An 18,312-nucleotide genomic window follows, 5' to 3' on the forward strand; every position below is an offset into this window, starting at 1 on the left:
GGCAGGCAAAGGGCAAGGTGGCAGGTCAGATCACGATGTTGAACTTCTGACGCACCGCGACGTCGATCTCCGGCGACACCAGATTTGGTGCATTGGCAAGGATCGCCTTTTTCTTGGCTGTCGCATTCTCCAGCAGCATCGGCTTGCCGGCCTCTGCCCATTCCTTGGGGCTCATTCGGTTGCCAAGCCTGGGGTAGACGAAGTCCGATTCCATCCGCGCCAGGGTCCGGTCGGTGCCCAGATAATGGCCCGGCCCACCAAGACAGACCTCGGCCATCTGGTCCAGCGCCAGCGTCTCGTCATCCACCTCGATCCCGCGCACGCAGCGCAGCGCCTGGCCGATCAGGTCTTCCCCGAGGATCAGCGATTCATGGCAGAACCCGAGCAGAGAGGCATGCATCCCCGCCGCCTCATAGACCATGTTGACGCCCGACAGACCTGCCATGACGTTGGAACACATCTGTTCCCATCCTGCCTGCATGTCGGGCAGCTTGCTGTCGGAGGCTCCCGCAGCCGCGCCGCCGGGCAAACCATAGAACTGGTGCATCTGGGCACAACCCGCCGTCAGCAACGCCTGTTCCCCCGACCCGATCGACATGGCCCCGGTGCGCAGGTCCAGCCCGAAGGGCCAGGTGCCCATGATCGCCGGATGCCCCGGAGCGATTGCGTTCACATAGACCAGTCCAGCAAGGCATTCGGCCACGCCCTGCGTGATCGCCCCCGCAATGGTCGAGGGCGCCGTGGCCCCGGCCATGCCCGCAGACAGCAGCAGAATCGGCATTCCGCCGCGAATGCAGGCCTCCATCGTTTCGCAGCTTTCGGTTGCGAAGGTCATCGGCGGCACGACAAAACAGTTGGAATTGGAGATGAAGGGCCGCTCGCGATAGGCTGCCTCGCCGCCCGCCAGCATGTAGATCAGCTCGAAACATTTCTCGACATGGGACGGGTCGGAAAAGGACGTCCCGATATGCTTGGTCGTTCCCGCAACCGCGCCGTAGATGGTGTTCAGATCCATATCGAGGTTGTCAGGAATATCCCGGCAAACCATGGGGCGCTGGAAGAAATGGATATTGTCCAGCGCCTGCGTGATCCGGGCCGCGTCATGCAGATCCTGCGCGGTGGACTCGCGGTAGCTATTGGTTTCCACATCGACCAGATGCACCGCCGCCCCGGCGGTTCCGAAATGCGTGTTGGTGCCTGACAGGTTCAGGTCGAACTTCGGATCGCGCGCATGAAGGGTGATGTCGCGCGCAGCCATGGCCAGGGCATCCTCGACCAAAGCCGCCGGGAACCGCAACCGGCCATCATCGCCGAGCATTGCCCCGGCGCCGGTCAGGATCTCTATGCCGGACGCGGGTGCCCCGGACAGACCGATGGTTTCCAGTGCCTGAAGCGCGGCCCTGTGAATGCGTTCGATGCTGGCATCGCTCAGCGGCTTGTAGGTGCCCCCGGGCATGCCCGGCCGAATGGACCGGTCGCTTTCCGCAACCGGGGATGAGCGGAGAGCCTTACGGGCCGCACGACCGCCAGAGCGGCGCGCGCGGGATTTGGATTCAGTTGCCTCTTGCATCTGCCACTCCTTTGTTCAGCAGAACGTCGATATCACCACCCGAGGCCGACTGTTTCAGCGGCTCGAAATGTCCTTCTGTCAGCATCGCGCCCATGCAATCGCGGATCGCGGCATGGGTCACGCGGGCGATCTGGCTGCCGGTCGAAATCCGGCGCACACCCATGGCGGCCAGTTCGGCCACTGTCATGTCCTGCAAGGGGCCAGCGGCCAGCGCATTGACCGGCGCAGAGACAGCGGCCAGCACCTGCGCCAGCTCTGCCTTGCCCGGTGGACCCGGCAGGTAGAGGCAATCGGCCCCCGCAACTTCAAACGCCTGCAAGCGGCGGATGCCTTCGGCCAGATCATAGGCCCCGTTCATCACGCCATCGGCGCGGGCCACCAGCACGAAGGGCCGCCCAAGGGCGCGGGCCGCGGCAACGGCTGCCCGAATACGCTCCACCGCCAGATCGAACTCATAGGCCGGGTTGCCCGTCACCATCTGCGTATCTTCGATCCCGCAGCCCGAAAGCCCCACCTCCGCCGCCAGCCGGATGGTCTCGGCCACGCCGTCGGGGTCATCGGCAAAGCCGTTCTCGAAATCGCCCGACACCGGCAGGCCGGTCGCCGCAACGATATCTTCCGCATGGGCCAGCGCCTCGTCCCTTGTGATCGTGCCCATGTCGGGCCGCCCAAGGGTGAACGCCTGCGCCGCCGAGGACGTGGCCAATGCCTGCGCGCCCATGGCCGCCATCATCCGGGCCGAACCCACATCCCATGGGTTCGGGATCACGAAACAGCCCGCGCCATGCAGTTCTGCAAACCGGTCGTGGCGGGCGGCCAGCGTCATGCCTTCACCCGTTCGGCCCTGGGATCATACATCGGCTTCAGGCTGGCAACCGCCTTGTGCCGCTTGCCTGCGATCTCGATCTCGTAGCTGGATGCCAGCACATCCGCCGCGCTTTCGCCCTCGCAGGGCACATAGCCAAGCCCCACTGCCGCGCCCAGATAATGGCCGTAATTACCCGAGGTCAGGTAGCCGACCATCTTGCCATCGCGGATCACCGCCTCGTTGTGGAACAGCATCGGTTCGGGGTCTTCCAGCAAGAACTGCACCAGCCGCCGCTGAAGACCGTCCTCGCGTTTCTTCAACACCGCATCACGGCCAATGAAATCGCCCTTGTCGGTCTTGACGGCAAAGCCGAGCCCCGCCTCCAAAACGTGATCCTCATCCGAGATATCGTGGCCAAAGTGGCGGAAGCCCTTTTCGGTCCGGCAACTATCCAGCGTGTGCAACCCGCACAGCTTCAGGCCCAGATCGGCGCCCGCCTCTTCCAGTGCCTCGAACACGTGGCAGGCCATGTCGGAGGAGACATAAATCTCCCACCCAAGCTCGCCTACATAGGTCACGCGATGCGCACGGGCCAGGCCCATGCCAATCTCGATCTCTCGCGCCATGCCGAAGGGATGCGCCTCGTTCGAGAAGTCATTGGGGCTGACCGCCTGCATCAATTCACGCGATTTCGGCCCCATGACGCAGAGCACAGCCTCCGCCGCCGTCACATCGGTGATGACCACGAATTCATCCCCCAGATGCCGCCGCAGCCAGGCCAGATCGCGTTGCAGGGTCGCCCCCGGAACCACGAGGAAAAACGCGGTCTCAGACAGGCGCGTGACGGTCAGATCGCATTCGATGCCGCCGCGATTGTTGAGCATCTGGGTGTAGACGATCTTGCCCGGCGCCACGTCCATGTCAGCCGCGCAAAGCCGTTGCAGATAGGCCAGCGCGTCGCGCCCCTCCACCCGGATCTTGCCGAAGCTGGTCATGTCAAAGAGGCCCACGCCCTCGCGTACCGCCATATGTTCGGCCTTGTGGTTCGCAAACCAGTTCTGGCCTTTCCAGTCATAGCGGTATTCGCGTTCCTGTCCGTCGAAGGCGAACCAGTTGGCCCGTTCCCACCCGGCCATTTCCCCGAACACCGCGCCGCGCGCCTTCAGGTGCTCATGCAAGGGCGACCGGCGCACCCCGCGCGAGGTCGTGACCTGCAAATAGGGATAGTGATCGGCATAGAGCAGCCCGAGCGTTTCGCTGACCCGTTCCTTGAGATACTTGCGGTTCTTTTGAAACGGCTGCGCCCGGCGGATATCGGATTCCCACAGGTCGAAAGGTGGCTCGCCATCCTCCATCCACTGCGCCAGCGCCATGCCCGCCCCACCCGAGGACACGATCCCGATGGAGTTGTACCCGGCGGCAACCCAATACCCGCGCAGCTCCGGCGCTTCACCAAGGTAGTAGCGGTCATCGGGCGTGAAGCTTTCCGGCCCGTTGAAGAAGGTGTGAATCCCCGCCGTCTCGAACATCGGCATCCGGTTCATCGCCATGCCCAGAATGGGCTCGAAATGGTCGAAATCCTCGGGCAGCGAGTCGAAGCAGAAATCCTCGGAAATCCCGTCCATGCCCCAGGGCTTCGCCTTGGGTTCGAACGCGCCCAGCATCATCTTGCCCGCGTCTTCCTTGTAATAGCCGCATTCATCCGGCACCCGCAGCACCGGCAGGCGGCTCAGCCCCTCGATCGGCTCTGTGATCAGGTAGAAATGCTCGCAGGCATGCAGCGGCAGGGTGACGCCCGACTGACCGGCTAGGTCGCGGCCCCACATGCCCCCGCAATTGACCACCAGATCGGCCACGATATGGCCCTGTTCGTCGCCGCTGTCCCAGTCAACGCCCGTGACCTTGCCATCGGCCTGCGTCACGTCCGTGACCTTCACGCCCTCGATCACCTTGGCGCCGTTCATACGCGCGCCTTTGGCCAGGGCCATGGCGATATTGGCCGGGTCACATTGGCCATCGAGCGGCAGATGCACCGCGCCGACCACGTCGCCGACATTGAGGTGCGGATACATCGCCTTCACCTCGTCGGGCCCGATCTCGTTCACATCGACGTTGAAGGCGCGCGCCAGCGTGGCTTGCCGCAGCAGTTCCTCGTGTCGATGCTCGGTCAGCGCGACGGAAATCGACCCGTTCTGCCGCATGCCCGTGGCGATGCCGGTCTCCGCCTCCAGCTTGACGTAGAGATCGGCGGAATATTTCGCCAGCCGCGTCGCGTTCTGGCTGCCGCGCAACTGCCCGATCAGCCCCGCCGCATGCCATGTGGTGCCGCAGGTCAGCTGCTTGCGTTCCAGCAGGACGATGTCTTTCCAGCCCAGTTTCGCCAGATGGTAGGCGACCGAGCAGCCGGACACGCCACCACCGATGATGACGACGCGGGCATGGGATGGGATCTTTGACATCTGACTATCCTTAGATGATCGTGTGGCCCGCAGCGGTCAGCCGCCGGGCAAGTTCTGCAATATGGTTGGGGCCGACTTCACAGCAGCCGCCGACGACACTGGCACCGGCATCGACCCAACCCATGGCGAAATCGGCGTATTCGGCAGGGCCGAGATCCTTGCGCGCCGTCAGCGCATCCACGGTCGGACGATCCTCAAGAAAGCCGTCCGATATCTGCGTGAACCCGTTGGCATAGGCCCCCATTGGCAGGCCGAGCGGTTTCAGGATGATCAGCGCCGCGGCGATCGCCTCGGGGCGGGAACAGTTGACCAGCAGGGCGTCAGGGCGGAACTCCTCCACCACCGGCGCCAGCTCGCTCAGCGCTTCGCCCGACCGCAACCGCGTGCCGTCCTCATCATCGACCGAAACCGAAAGCCAGACCGGCAGCCTGGTTTCGGCACAGCCCGCAAGAGCCCCGCGCGCCTGAAGGATCGAGGACACGGTTTCGATCAGAAACAGGTCAACCCGCCCCTCCATCATCTGCACCAGTTCCCCATAGGCGGCGGCAGCCACCTCCTCGGGTGGGCACAGATCAGGCCGGTAAGAGGCACGCAGCGGCCCAAGCGACCCGGCAATCCGGCCGCCGCCATGGGCATCACGCGCCGCCTCGGCCTCGCGCAGTGCCGTTTCGATCAGGTCGGCAAAGCGGTCTTCCAGCCCCTCGGGGCGCAGCCGGTCGCGCAGGACCGCGTAGGTGTTGGTGGTGGCAATACTCGCCCCCACGGCGAAGTAATCGCCATGGACGGCGCGCACCAGCTCTGGCCGGTCCAGCATAACCGATGTGGACCACAGAGGCGTCGGGCGGTCCCCGGCGCGGTGCACCAGTTCCTGCCCGATCGACCCATCCAGAAGGGTGATCTGCGTCATGCACGCAGCCTTTCGTTTTCCGGATCCCACAGCGGCCGGTCTTCCTGCACCACCGCACGGAACCGTTCGCCATAGATCTCCACCTCCAGTTCCGTGCCCGGCACCGCCAGATCGGCCCGCACCATGCCAAGCGCAACCGAGGCATTCAGGCGATACCCCCACGCGCCAGAGGTGGTTTCCCCCACGATCTGCCCGTCATGCCACAGGCAGGACATGTAAGGCGCATCGCAATCGCCCGCGTCCACGATCAGCGTGACGAAGCGCTTCTTCGAGCCTTGCTGCTTTTCGGACATCAGCGCCGCCTTGCCGGTGAAATCCTGCGGCTTGTCGAGCTTCACGAACCGGTCCAGCCCGCCTTCGAACAAGGTGTAGTCGGTGGACAGATCGCCCTTCCACGCGCGATAGCCCTTTTCGATGCGCAGGGAATTCAGCGCCCACATGCCGAAGGGCTTGGCGCCTGCGTCGATGATCGCCTGATAGATGGCGGGCATATCCTCGTTCGCGGCATGCACCTCCCACCCCAGTTCCCCGGTGAAGGACACGCGGATCAGGAAGGCAGGCTTTCCCGCGACGGTCGCGTGCTGATGGGTCAGCCAGCCCATGGACAGGTCGGCATCGGTCAGCCCGGCCAGAACGTCGCGCGATGTCGGGCCTGCCACGATCAGACAATCCCGGTCGCGGGTGGTCTCGGTCACGGTCACGCCCTCGGGCACGGACCGTTTCACCAGCTCGCCATCATGCCACTGCGCGGTGGCCGCCGTGATCAGGACGAAGCTGTTTTCTTCCAGCCGAATGCAGCTCATTTCCGTCAGGATGCGGCCACGGGCATCAGCCACGTAGATCAGGCCGATGCGCCCCACCTTGGGAATGCCCCCGGTGCAGAAGCCGCGCAGCCATTCATCCGCGCCCTCGCCCTTGACCCAGAAGCGCGAGAAACCAGGCAGGTCCAGCACGCCGCAGGCATCGCGCACCGCCTCGCATTCTTCCTTGATCCGCTGCTCCCACGGGCCGGATCGGCCCCAAGTATGCGTCGATTCCTCGCTGGTGTCATCGCCCGGATGCGCGAACCAGTTGGCCCGTTCCCACCCGTTATAGTCGCCCATCACGCCGCCAAGCGCCTTGATCTTGTCATGGACAGGCGACAGCTTGCGGTCGGGCGCAGCGGGCCAGCGGTGCCAGGGGAAATGCATGGCATATTCGTTGCCATAGACCTCCATCCCCTTGGCCACGCAGTAGTCATGGTCGGTATAATCGGTGTAGCGGCGCGGGTCGCAGGCCCACATGTCCCACTCTGTTGCGCCATCGACGATCCATTCGGCCAGCACCTTGCCAGCCCCACCGCCCTGCGCGATGCCGAAGGTGAACACGCAGGCCTCGAACGCGTTTGTCACGCCGGGCATCGGCCCGAGCAGCGGCATCCCGTCGGGCGCATAGGGGATCGGGCCGTTGATGATACGGCTGATGCCAGCCGTGGCGGCCAGCGGCACACGCTCCATCGAATCGGCCACGATGTCCTCGATCCGCTCCAGGTCATCGGTCCAGAGCTGGAAGCTGAAATCGTTCGGCACCTCGTCGGGCGAGCCCGCCCATTCCGCCTTGCAGTTCGGCTCATAGGGGCCGATGTTGAAGCCGTGCTTTTCCTGCCGGAAGTAGTAAGACACATCCACATCGCGCAGAAGCGGCAGCTTGCGGCCGTTTTCCTTGCTCCATGCCTCGATCTCGGGGATTTCCTCGGTCAGCACATACTGATGGCTCATCACCATCATCGGCACGGTACGCCCGCCATAGGGCTTGAACCATTCGCCGACCTGCTGCGCATAGTATCCGGCCGCGTTCACCACGTAGTCACAGGCAATATCGCCCTTGTCGGTATGAACGATCCAGCTGCCATCGTCCTTCTGCGTCACGCCCGTCGCGGGACAGAAACGAAGGATCTTGGCCCCCATGTCGCGCGCGCCCTTGGCCAGCGCCTGCGTCAGCTGCGCGGGGTCGATATCGCCGTCGTTCGGATCGTAGAGCGCCCCCTTGATGTCATGCGTCTCGATGAAGGGATACCGCGCCTTGACCTCCTCGGGCGTCAGAATCTCAAGGTTCATGCCCTGTTGCAGGCCCATCCCCTTGGCGCGTTCAAACTCCTGCATCCGCTCTTTTGAATGCGCCAGCCGGATCGACCCGGTCTGGTGGTAGTTCATCGGGTAATCCACCTCTTCGCCGAGGCGCGCATATAGCTCGGTCGAATAGCGCTGCATGTTCATGACGGCCCATGAGGTCGAGAAGGTCGGCACATTCCCCGCCGCATGCCAGGTCGAGCCCGCCGTCAGTTCGTTCTTTTCCAGCAGCACGCAGTCGGTCCAGCCCTTCTTGGCCAGGTGATAGAGGCTGGATGCCCCAACGGCACCGCCCCCGATGATGACGACCTTTGCGGATGTGGGAAAAGCGGCCATGGCGGATCCTTTCAATAGACGGGGGGTGAGATCACCCAGATTGCGACGGCGGGCTCATCATAGGGATTGGCCCAACGGTAAGACTGGTCGCGCACGCGAAAACTGTCGCCCGCGCGGATGGTGAAAGCATCGTCATCGAGCCAGATATCCAGCTTGCCCGACATGACGAAGGCCAGTTCCTGTGTGGGGCGGCTGGTCCGCTCCATGCGCGACGATCCGGGTTGGAAGGTCGAATGCACCACTTCAAATGAATCGGTGAGATCGGGCGACAGCAGCGCCTCGACCAGCCCGCCATCCTGCTCGCCCACCTTCCGGCGATTGGCGGCGCGCACCACGCGGCCCATCTCGTTTTCCGGGCCGGTGGCCTTGCCGAAGAACAGCGACAGCGGCACCTCGTAGATTTTTGCGATGTCGCGCAGGTCACTGACGCGGGGGGTGGAGATGTCGCGTTCCACCTGGCTGATCCAGCCGACCGATTTGCCCAACCGTGCGGCCAGATCCTCCAGCGTCAGCCCACGCAGCTTGCGCAGGGATCTGAGGTCAGCTCCGAGGGAGGGGTGTTGCATGGTTCAGCCGATGACCGTGAAATTTCGCTTAAAACATTCACAATGCGCCCGTGAAATTGTCAAAGGTTTTTTCATCGACCTTGAAAATAAGGAAAAATGCGACGCCGTGCGTGTCGTTTTTGGAAAACTCAGGAAATGGAAACGGGCTCAGCCACCGCGCCCGAGCCAGCGAAAGACCAGCGGGGCGGAAAAGATCACGATCACGATCCGAACGATATGGGTCAGCGAGACATAGGCGATGTCGCCGCCCATGGCGAAGGCCAGCAGGCTCATTTCGGTCAGGCCGCCGGGGGAGTAGGCGAGAAAGGCCTGACTGAGCTCGGTGTCTGTCAGCGCCGCGACCACGGCGGCAAACCCCACCCCGGTGATCAGCATCCCGACGGTCGAAAAAAAGCCGAGGAACAGATCATGTCCCACCTCGCGCACACTCGCCCCGATGAAGCGGCAGCCGATGACCGTGCCCATGACGACCTGCGCCGCGATCACCAGCACCGTGGGCGGCGGCACATCGACGATATGAAAGAAATGCGCGATGCCCGACAGCAGCATCGGCCCCAGAACCGCCGCCGCGGGCAACCGCAGAACCTTGCCCAGATACACCCCCGCAACCGCGCAGGCCGCAAGCACCGCATAATCGGTCAGGTCCAGTTCCCATAGCCCGACCCAGACGGCCCCGCCCCGCCCGCCAGACGTCACCCCGAGAACCAATCCGAAGAACAGCGCCACGAAACCGATGACCAGCAGGATGCGGCTGGCATGGGCCAGCGCGATGCGCTTCTCGTCGCCCCCCTGTTCAGCGCCGAGGATCAGCATTTCGTTCAGCCCGCCGGGCATGGCACTGAAATAGGCGGTGACGGGGTCGTATTTGCCGATCAGCCGGTAAAACAGAAACGACGCCCCGGCGGCCACGATCAGGAAGGGCGGCAACACAAGGAAACTGATCGCCCAATCGCCAATCGCGTCCAAAACCTCCGGCGTGATGCCAGACCCCAGCATGACGCCGATCACCGGGATCACGATGGGGCGGAGCCGGGCGGGCGGCGCAATCGGGGCATGCAGGATCGCGGCGATGGTGTTGCCGATCATCGGCCCCAGCATCCAGGGCAGCGGCATCCCGATCAGATAGGCGAAGACGCCCGATCCGATGCCGATCAGCAGGGCAAGCGCAGTGCGTGCGGATGTCGTTTGAAACAGGGTCGCGTCGGAACTCAAACCGGACCGCCAGCCAGATGCCGCTCGCCCCGCGCCTTCGCCAGTTCGATCTGCTTCTGCCGCTCGCGGAACCGGGCGCGATCCGCGTCGCTATGCTCGTCCAGACACTGATGGCAGGACACGCCATGTTCATACTCGGCGCGCTTGGTGTCCTCGGGCAGTAGCGGGCGGCGGCAGGCCCGGCACAGCAGATGCGGCCCTTCCTTCAGCCCGTGCCCAACCGACACACGCTCATCGAAAACGAAGCATTCCCCGTGCCACAGGCTATCCTCTTCCGGCACATCCTCCAGATACTGAAGAATGCCGCCCTTGAGGTGATAGACCTCGTCCACCCCCTGTTCGATCAGGTAGTTGGTGGATTTTTCGCAGCGGATGCCACCGGTGCAGAACATGGCAATCCGCTTGTTGTGAAAGCGGTCCTTGTTCTCTTCCCACCATGCCGGGAATTCACGGAACGTCGCGGTTTCCGGGTCCACCGCGCCCTCGAAGGTGCCAATCGCAATCTCGTAGTCGTTGCGGGTGTCGATCACCGCCACATCCGGCGCGGAAATCAGCGCATTCCAGTCCTCGGGCCGCACGTAATGCCCCACCTTCGCCTTGGGGTCGACGCCGGGCACGCCCATGGTGACGATCTCTTTCTTCAGCCGCACTTTCATGCGGGCGAAGGGGGCATCGGTGGCGGTACTTTCCTTCCACTCCAGATCAGCACAGCCGGGCAGGGCGCGGATATGGGCCAGCACCGCGTCGATGCCCTTGCGCGGCCCCGCGATGGTTCCGTTGATCCCTTCCGACGCGATCAGCAGCGACCCGCGCACATCCTCGGCCTCGCACAGGTCGCGAAGCGGCGCGCGCAGGGCGTCGGGATCCTCGAACCGGGTGAAATGATAGAGCGCGGCAACAGTATACATGCCCGTTCCATACACCCGCCGGGCGGGGGCCTTCAAGATGGCGGCACGGGTTGCGCATTGCCGCAGGCGTCAGGGCAGTTTGTCGACCAGAACAGCGTTCAGAGTCGAGCCTGACCGTCGCAATACCGCCAGGGTCTGAAAGGCGTCCGAAACCCAGAAGGCCCGCGCATGGTCACGGTCCGGAAACGCGATGATGAACGCCGCGTCCGGTAGCGGCGCCTCTCCTTCCAGCCGCTCGGGATCACCGCCGCGCACGATGAACTGCCCCTGGTGGGCGGCCACCACATCCGGGATCTTGGCGAAATAGGCCTCCATCCAGTCGCGGCTGTGAATCTGCATCTGGCCAATGACGAATGCGGTCATGATGTCGATCCTTCCACCGAATTCGCCTTCCCCGAGTCACGGGCGAGAAAATCCAGGATCGCCTCCGTCTGCTCTGCCCAGGTCGGATCGGACGGCACGCAAAGCGTATTGGCGCTTTCGACAACGCGAAACTCCGCCCCGGGAATGCCCGCTGCAATCACCCGACCCTCGGCCAGCGGATGCACGATGTCGCTACGGGCATGGATGACCAGCGTCGGGGCCTGCACCTGCGCAAGATAGGGCCGCGCGTCAAAGCGGTCGATGGTCTGGCGGCTGGCCAGCACGTCGCTGATCGAGGACGCCGCAGCGATCAGCTCGATCATCGCAGTGGCCTCGTCATAAGTCAGAGTGGGCGCTGTCATCGACATCCAGGCCCGCATATACCCGTTCTGCGGATCGCCCCAGCCATCGCCGCGCAGCAGATTGACGAACGGGTCATTCTCGGACGGCTCGGACGCGCCACCCCGCAAGGCCCGCCCACGTGCATAGCCTTGCTGGATGATCAGCCGGCTGACCCGGTCGGGGTTCTCGGCGGCATAGCGGATGGCAACCGCGGCACTGTTCAGATTGGCCAGGATCGGAAACCGGTCCAGCCCCGCCGCATCGGCCACCGCGGCCAGATCCTCTACATGCCGGGCCTTGTCGTGGTCGGTCCCGGCCCCGTCCGACAGCCCGGTGCCGCGCATGTCATAGCGGATCAGCCGGTGTTGCCCCCCAATCGCGTCGAAGAACGGCCGCCAGAACGGGCTGACCCAATCCATTTCCAGATGCGTGACGTGGTGGGACGCGCGCAACACAGGCGCCCCATCCGCAAGGCCGGACACCCCGAAAGCCAGCTGTGTTCCATCGGCGGAAGTCGTGTAGCGGATCGTCTGGTTTTGCGCACGCTCCGCCATCTGCGGAGGGGGTGGCGCCTGCCCGGCGGCCGCGACCGGCACCACCAGTTCAATCCCCCGGCGCGGCACGGTGCGGATCACCGTCTGCGCCTTGCCGCTGTCGCCAACCGCGCTGCGCGCCGCATTGATCCGGGCGCTGATCGTCGCCTCAGACACGATGCGCCCGCCCCAGACCTGCGCGATCAGCTGATCCCGTGACACCAGTTTTCCGGCGTTCTCCACCAAAACCCGCAACAGATCGAACACCTGCGGTTCAACGGGCTGCGGAGCGCCGTCGCGATAGAGCTTGTAGCTTTCGGTATCCAACACACAGTCGGCAAATTCATAGCGCATCAGGGCAGAAATCTCCTTCCTTCAAAGGATTGAAGGTTTTCCGCCATTTAGCAAGGGATTTGCCCGCAGCCGCTATAGCCCCAAGCCATCGAGCATCCGGTACTTCAGCACCGTCGCCGCCACCCCGAGCCGCCGCAGCCCGTGAAACGGAATGGGCTGCGGTTCGGTCACGGGGAAATCCAGCTCCGCCTCTGGCCGTCCTGCGGCCCACTCCGCCATCAGCCTGCCCATGGCCGTCGCCTGCGCCACGCCACGGCCGTTATAGCCAAGCCCCGCCATCATCCCCGGCCCGATCCGCACCAGCCGAGGGTAGTGGTCCGGCGTCACGGCGACGAACCCGCCCCAGGCATGCCGCCAGCCAAAGGGGGCCAATTGCGGGTACATCTTCACGCTGACCCGACGCAGCGCCTCCATCCGCGCCAGTGTCACCCGGTCGCCATAGCCCCCGCGCCCACCCATGATGAAGCGACCCGCCGCATCCATACGGAAATAGAGCAACAGGCGCCGCAGGTCAGAGGGCGCCTGTCGGCCCGGAAGGATGCTGGCCGCCACGTCCGGCGGCAAGGGATCGGTCGCCACCTGAACGGACCGGACCGGCACCACCTCCTGCGCCAACGGCGGGGCCAGACCATCCGTGTAGCCATTGGTGCAAAGCAGAACCTTGCCCGCCCGGACAGACCCGCGCGCAGTGCGCAGCACATGAGCCGCGCCCTCCCGCCCGGCACTGACAACACGTGACTGCCCATGCACCCCCGCCCCGGCCCGCAAAGCCGCCTCGGCCAGCCCGAGCGTATAATTCAAAGGGTGCAGATTGCCGCCGCGCATATCGATCAGCCCGCCGACATAGCTGTCGGTCCCCAGCATCGCGGCCAGCTCGTCACGCTCCAGAAACCGCAGATCCGCCCCGCGCTGCTGCCATTGCGCGACCTTGCCCCGAATGTCCCGTAACGCTGCCTCGTTATGGGCCGCCCTGATCCAGCCCACGGGCCGCGCGTCGCATTGGATGCCATGCCGCGCAATCAGGTCGAACACCAGCTTCCCGGCGCCTCCCATCAGGGTCACCATCCGCGCGCCCATGTCCCGGCCGAACCGGGTTTCCACCGCGTCCGGGTCCACATAGAGCCCCGGATCGACCTGCCCGCCATTGCGCCCCGACGCACCCCATCCGGGGCTTTCCGCCTCCAGCACCACGGCGCGAAGCCCCGCCTCGGCGGCATGGAGCGCAGCCGACAACCCGGTGAACCCGCCGCCGACGATGGCAAGATCAGCCTCGACATCGCCGACCAGAGGCGGGCAATCGGGGGCGGGATTGGCCGTGGCATTCCACAAGCTATCGGCAATGACGGGACGTTCGTTGGCGATCATGGCGGCACCTTTTGCTTCGCCTCACACCGAACACCGCCGCGCGGTGCCGGTCAATCGCGGAACGCGCCCACCCCCGCGAAACGCACGCCGCTCAGCTCTGCCATCTCCTTCTTCCAGCTTGTCAGGTCGTCCTCGCGGAATCCCGACAGGCTGTCATGTCCGCAGGCCCGTGCCAGCACCTGCATCAGCTCCACCGATGCCCCAAAGAACCGCGCCAGCCGGTCGGCACTGACCTGCACATCCAGCCGCCGGCGCAGTTCCGGCTTCTGTGTGGCGATCCCGGCGGGGCAGTTGTTGGTGTTGCACATGCGCGCGGCCACACAGCCCACGGCCTGAATGGCCGAATTCGACACCGCGACCGCGTCGGCCCCGAGGGCCATCGCCTTGGCGAAATCCTCGGCCACCCGCAGCCCGCCGGTGATGACCAGCGTCACCTCGCGCCCCGTGCGCGCATCCAGATGCCGCCGGGCGCGGGCCAGCGCCGGGATCGTCGGCACCGAGATATGGTCCCTGAAGATCAAAGGCGCGGCCCCGGTCCCGCCGCCCCGGCCGTCGAGGATGATGTAATCGGCCCCCGCCTCAAGCGCGAAGTCGATATCGGCCTCGATATGATTGGCCGACAGCTTGAACCCGATCGGGATGCCGCCGGACCTTTCGCGCACCTCATCGGCAACCCGTGCGAAATCGCCGGGCGTGGTCAGGTCGGGGAAAGTTGACGGCGAAATCGCATCCTGCCCCTTTTCCAGCCCGCGCACTTCGGCGATCTTGTCGGTCACCTTGTTGCCCGGCAGATGCCCGCCGGTGCCGGTCTTGGCCCCTTGCCCACCCTTGAAGTGAAAGGCCTGCACGCGCTCCACCAACTCTGGCTGCCACCCGAACCGGGCCGAGGCAAGCTCATAGAAATAGCGCGAATTCTCCGCCTGCTCCTCCGGCAGCATGCCCCCCTCGCCTGAACAGATCGCGGTCCCCGCCAGTTCCGCCCCACGGGCAAGCGCGACCTTGGCCTCCTGCGACAGCGCACCAAAGCTCATGTCGGACACGAACAGCGGAATATCCAGCACCAGCGGTCGTGCCGCGCGCGGCCCGATCACCACCTTCGTTGACACATGCGCGTCATCCAGCAGCGGCTTGCGCGCCATCTGCGCGGGAAGGATCTGCAGGTCATCCCAATGGGGCAGGTCCTTTCGCGGCACACCCATGGCCCCCATCTCGCCGTGATGGCCAAGCTGGCTCAGCCCGTCACGCGCCAGCGCATGGATGCGGGCGACCGTGGGTTCCTCGGGCGTCGGTTCTGCCATGGGCGCATCGCCTTTCGGCGGGGGGGAGGCAGCGCCCGGCTCCAACCCCTCCAGCTTCGAATGCGTTCCATCACAGAAGGGTGCGTTCCCGGTGGCCTTGCACCGGCATAGAAACGCCGTCCCGGTTTCCTCGGCCTTGAACGACACGGGTGTCATCCCCGTCCCCCGATGCGACCCGTCGCAAAAGGGCTGGTTCTGAGACCGGCCACAGCGGCACCAAGTATAGCTTTCCCCTTCGGTCAGCTCGACCTTGGCCGGGCTCTTCGCGGCGATGATGGGTGTTTCGGTCATGGGGTCCTCCTGCGTGCGGCTACCGGTCAGCCTATGGCGGCCCCCTTCCCCGACATAGACGCACCCGCGCACAACCGCTGTTCACCCCGGTGCAGCTCCGCACGTGCATTGACGGGCAGCGCCTGCCTGACTACCCCTTGAAGGAACCCCGGAAAGGAACCCGCCCATGCATGCCCTCATCGTCATCGACGTCCAGAACGATTTCTGCCCCGGCGGCGCGTTGGCCGTGCCAGACGGCGATACAATTGTCCCCGGCATCAACGCGCTGATGGGGGATTTCGACGCCGTGATCCTGACGCAGGACTGGCATCCATCGGGCCATTCCTCCTTCGCCTCGCACCACGGGGCCGCGCCGATGACCCTGACTGAGATGCCCTACGGCCCGCAGGTCCTGTGGCCCGATCATTGCGTGCAGGGAAGCCCCGGCGCGGATTTCCACAAGGACCTGATGACCGACCGCGCGGATCTGATCATCCGCAAGGGCTACAACCCCGCGATCGACAGCTATTCGGCGTTTTTCGAGAACGACAAGACCACGCCCACGGGGCTGGAGGGCTACCTGCGCACACGCGGCATCGACACGCTCACCATGGTCGGCCTCGCCACCGATTTCTGCGTGAACTACTCCGCCGTGGACGCCGCCCGATTGGGCTTCACCGTGACCGTCCGCCAGGACCTCTGCCGCGCCATCGACTTTGACGGGTCGCTTGCAGCGGCGCTGGAGGGGATGGTCGGGGCGGGTGTCACCCTCGCCTGACAGTCTTCTCCCGCCGGCACCGGTCCGAGCAATAGCGAACCTCGTCCCAGACCTTCGCCCATTTCCTCCGCCACGCAAACGGACGGCCACAGGACGCACAGGTCTTGGTTGGCAGATGGGGCTTCTTATGGGTCATGCGCAGGGACTTAGGCCAGTGCGATGACTTGCCAATAGGCTCCTGCCCGTCCAGCATACCCCACCCCACCCCAACCCAAAGGCCTCTATTTCATGACTGTCCACATTCTGAAACCCGACGATCACGTTTTCAGCCTGAACCGCGTTTCCGCCCGTATGGGGTTCCTGAGCCTCGGCGAAGAGGTTCGGATGTTCACGCCCGATAGCTTGGATACGCTGGAACTGAACGAAGGCGATATCGTGGTGGGCGGCGTAGGCTTTGCGCAAAGAGGCATGCGCAAGCTTGGGCTGACTGTTCCGATGATCGAAAGCATCCCCGACCAACTAATGCCCTTCGCGGGACGTCGGATTTGGCAAAGCACGATGAAGGAGTTGCGGGCAAGGGTCAGTGCGGGCGAAACGATCTTCGCCAAACCGCGCCCCGACAGTCTCAAGTCATTTACCGGGCAGCTCTTCTCCTCGTTCCGTGACCTGATCCCGACCGCACATATCCCAGACGAAGAACCCATCGATTGCGCCGAGCCGATCACCCTGATGTCGGAATATCGTTGCTTTGTCATCCGTGGCGACATGATCGACCTGCGCCCCTACAAGGGTGATGCGCTGATCTTCCCAGACCCCGAGGTGATCCGATCTGCGGTCAATGCCTATTCAGACGGCCCCATGGGCTACGCGCTCGATTTCGGTGTGACCGAGGGTGGCCGCACCGTCGTTGTAGAGGTGAATGACGGCTACGCCATCGGGGCCTATGGGCTGGCACCCATCCACTACGCCAACCTGATCACGGCAAGATGGGACGAGATCCGGAAGGATACGCAAAGCACCCGTTAACGCAACGCCCCCGTCCGCCACAGCGTCACCTTCAGCCCGCCATGGGCCACCGGGGCCTCAGTCGGCAGCCAGGGCAGCCCGGTCGCCTTGGCCAGCCCGCCATCGCTGGTGATCAACCCGACACGCCAGCCGGCAAACCGCTCCAGCAACGTCTTGCCAAGCGCGCCGTAGACGGAAAACAGCAGCTTTCTATTGCCGATCCGCTCGCCATAGGGCGGGTTCACGATGACCAGACCCGGCGGCCCCTCGGGCGGTTCCAGATCGCTGACCGCCTGCCGGGCAAACTGGCAATACGCGCCGACGCCGGCCCGGTCCGCGTTCTCGGTGGCATTCTTCACCGCGCCCGCATCCCGGTCGAAGCCGTAGAACCGGGCCTCGGGCGTCCGCAGCTGAACCGCTGCTTTCATTGCCTCAAACGCCTCGGGGTCGAACCCCGCCAGCCCCTCGAACGCAAAGCCCCGTGACCGGCCCGGATAAAGCCCCGCCGCAATCTCTGCGGCTTCAATAGGAAACGTCCCCGACCCGCACATCGGATCGACCACCGGTTCCGACCCGTCATACCCGCATTGCCGCAGGAAGAGCGCCGCCAGGTTCTCCCGCATCGGCGCCTTGCCCACGGCGGGCTTGTGCCCGCGCTTGTGCAGCGCCTCGCTGGTCGTATCGAGGCTGATGGTGCACAGATCATCGTCGATGCGGACCTTCACCACGATCTCGGCTGTATCGCTGATCTCCGCCCCAAGCGTTTCCCTGATCGCCGTGCTCACCCGCTGCACCGCCGCGCCCGCATGGTAAATCTTCGACTTGCGGCACGTGGCCTCTACCTTCACCGGCCTGTCCGCCCGCAGCACCGCCGCCCAGTCCACCTTGCGCGACCGCTTGTCCAGCTGCGCCAGGTGCATCGCCCGAAACGCCGCCACCCGCACCAGCACGCGCGCCGGCCCCCGCAACACGAGGTTCGCCCGCCAGATCTCGGGCCAATCGCCCTTGATCGCGACGCCACCAGGCACCGCAGAGGGATCGGCAAACCCCTTGTCCCGGGCCTCTTCGGCCAGCACAGGTTCCAGCCCCGGCGGGGCCACAAGAAAGATGTCAAACAGGTCGCTCATGGGGGCTTGCCTAGCCCCTTTCCCGCGAACAGGCGAGGGAAATCCTTGCCCTCCCCCCGCCTG

The 18,312-nt window shown here is 64.7% G+C and carries 16 protein-coding genes; 2 read left to right on the top strand and 14 right to left on the bottom strand.

The features are described 5' to 3' along the window. Positions 1-25 precede the first annotated feature (25 nt). The 12 genes from EP237_RS07905 to EP237_RS07960 all read right to left on the bottom strand — a co-directional run bounded on the left by EP237_RS07905 (position 26) and on the right by EP237_RS07960 (position 15,420). On the bottom strand, positions 26-1,570 hold the full coding sequence (locus EP237_RS07905; RefSeq protein ID WP_127559867.1) for a trimethylamine methyltransferase family protein: 1,545 nt from the start codon (positions 1,568-1,570) through the stop codon (positions 26-28). Then, the gene (locus EP237_RS07910; RefSeq protein ID WP_127559869.1) at positions 1,554-2,396 is read right to left on the bottom strand and encodes an isocitrate lyase/PEP mutase family protein; all 843 of its coding nucleotides are present in this window, start codon (positions 2,394-2,396) and stop codon (positions 1,554-1,556) included. The genes EP237_RS07905 and EP237_RS07910 overlap by 17 nt, the downstream gene beginning before the upstream one ends. Beyond that, positions 2,393-4,837 carry a GcvT family protein gene (locus EP237_RS07915; protein WP_127559871.1) on the bottom strand — a complete coding sequence of 815 codons (2,445 nt, stop codon included), beginning with the start codon at positions 4,835-4,837 and terminating at the stop codon, positions 2,393-2,395. Before EP237_RS07915 ends, EP237_RS07910 begins: the two co-directional genes overlap by 4 nt. 10 nt (positions 4,838-4,847) lie before the next feature. Continuing rightward, complete coding sequence (locus EP237_RS07920; protein WP_127559873.1) at positions 4,848-5,744, bottom strand: homocysteine S-methyltransferase family protein; 897 nt, start codon at positions 5,742-5,744, stop codon at positions 4,848-4,850. Continuing rightward, entirely contained in the window at positions 5,741-8,188 is a 2,448-nt protein-coding gene (locus EP237_RS07925) for a GcvT family protein (RefSeq protein ID WP_127559875.1), read from the bottom strand. Before EP237_RS07925 ends, EP237_RS07920 begins: the two co-directional genes overlap by 4 nt. A gap of 11 nt (positions 8,189-8,199) precedes the next feature. Further along, on the bottom strand, positions 8,200-8,754 hold the full coding sequence (locus EP237_RS07930) for a helix-turn-helix domain-containing protein (protein WP_127559877.1): 555 nt from the start codon (positions 8,752-8,754) through the stop codon (positions 8,200-8,202). Positions 8,755-8,901: 147 nt separating this feature from the next. After that, positions 8,902-9,966, bottom strand: coding sequence for an AbrB family transcriptional regulator (locus EP237_RS07935; RefSeq protein WP_240661571.1), 1,065 nt, complete (start codon positions 9,964-9,966; stop codon positions 8,902-8,904). After that, positions 9,963-10,874 (bottom strand): oxygen-dependent tRNA uridine(34) hydroxylase TrhO, encoded by a 912-nt coding sequence (gene trhO, locus EP237_RS07940; RefSeq protein ID WP_127559879.1) that lies wholly within the window; start codon positions 10,872-10,874, stop codon positions 9,963-9,965. Before trhO ends, EP237_RS07935 begins: the two co-directional genes overlap by 4 nt. Positions 10,875-10,943: 69 nt before the next feature. After that, complete coding sequence (locus EP237_RS07945; protein WP_127559881.1) at positions 10,944-11,237, bottom strand: DUF1330 domain-containing protein; 294 nt, start codon at positions 11,235-11,237, stop codon at positions 10,944-10,946. Beyond that, on the bottom strand, positions 11,234-12,466 hold the full coding sequence (locus tag EP237_RS07950) for an alpha/beta hydrolase (RefSeq protein WP_127559883.1): 1,233 nt from the start codon (positions 12,464-12,466) through the stop codon (positions 11,234-11,236). Before EP237_RS07950 ends, EP237_RS07945 begins: the two co-directional genes overlap by 4 nt. A 72-nt stretch (positions 12,467-12,538) precedes the next feature. After that, positions 12,539-13,831, bottom strand: a complete 1,293-nt coding sequence (locus EP237_RS07955) for an NAD(P)/FAD-dependent oxidoreductase (RefSeq protein ID WP_127559885.1) — start codon at positions 13,829-13,831, stop codon at positions 12,539-12,541. Between the two features lie 50 nt (positions 13,832-13,881). Further along, positions 13,882-15,420: a glutamate synthase-related protein gene (locus EP237_RS07960; protein ID WP_127559887.1), complete on the bottom strand. Its 1,539-nt coding sequence runs from the start codon at positions 15,418-15,420 to the stop codon at positions 13,882-13,884. A 166-nt stretch (positions 15,421-15,586) separates the two neighbouring features. On the opposite strand from EP237_RS07960, the gene pncA reads away from it, so the two are divergent. Beyond that, positions 15,587-16,177, top strand: coding sequence for a bifunctional nicotinamidase/pyrazinamidase (pncA, locus tag EP237_RS07965; RefSeq protein WP_127559890.1), 591 nt, complete (start codon positions 15,587-15,589; stop codon positions 16,175-16,177). Here the strand turns inward: pncA and EP237_RS07970 are convergent. Continuing rightward, a complete protein-coding gene (locus EP237_RS07970) occupies positions 16,164-16,370 on the bottom strand; it encodes a DUF2256 domain-containing protein (RefSeq protein WP_338068157.1) in 207 nt (68 codons plus the stop codon). The genes pncA and EP237_RS07970 overlap by 14 nt on opposite strands. A gap of 35 nt (positions 16,371-16,405) precedes the next feature. Here EP237_RS07970 and EP237_RS07975 point away from each other — a divergent pair, with 35 nt between their 5' ends. Continuing rightward, positions 16,406-17,143 carry an ATP-grasp domain-containing protein gene (locus tag EP237_RS07975; protein WP_127559894.1) on the top strand — a complete coding sequence of 246 codons (738 nt, stop codon included), beginning with the start codon at positions 16,406-16,408 and terminating at the stop codon, positions 17,141-17,143. Here the strand turns inward: EP237_RS07975 and EP237_RS07980 are convergent. Further along, the gene (locus EP237_RS07980) at positions 17,140-18,249 is read right to left on the bottom strand and encodes a THUMP domain-containing class I SAM-dependent RNA methyltransferase (RefSeq protein WP_127559896.1); all 1,110 of its coding nucleotides are present in this window, start codon (positions 18,247-18,249) and stop codon (positions 17,140-17,142) included. The genes EP237_RS07975 and EP237_RS07980 overlap by 4 nt on opposite strands. Positions 18,250-18,312 lie beyond the last annotated feature (63 nt).

This window comes from Nioella ostreopsis (assembly GCF_004000255.1).
Taxonomy (GTDB): domain Bacteria; phylum Pseudomonadota; class Alphaproteobacteria; order Rhodobacterales; family Rhodobacteraceae; genus Nioella; species Nioella ostreopsis.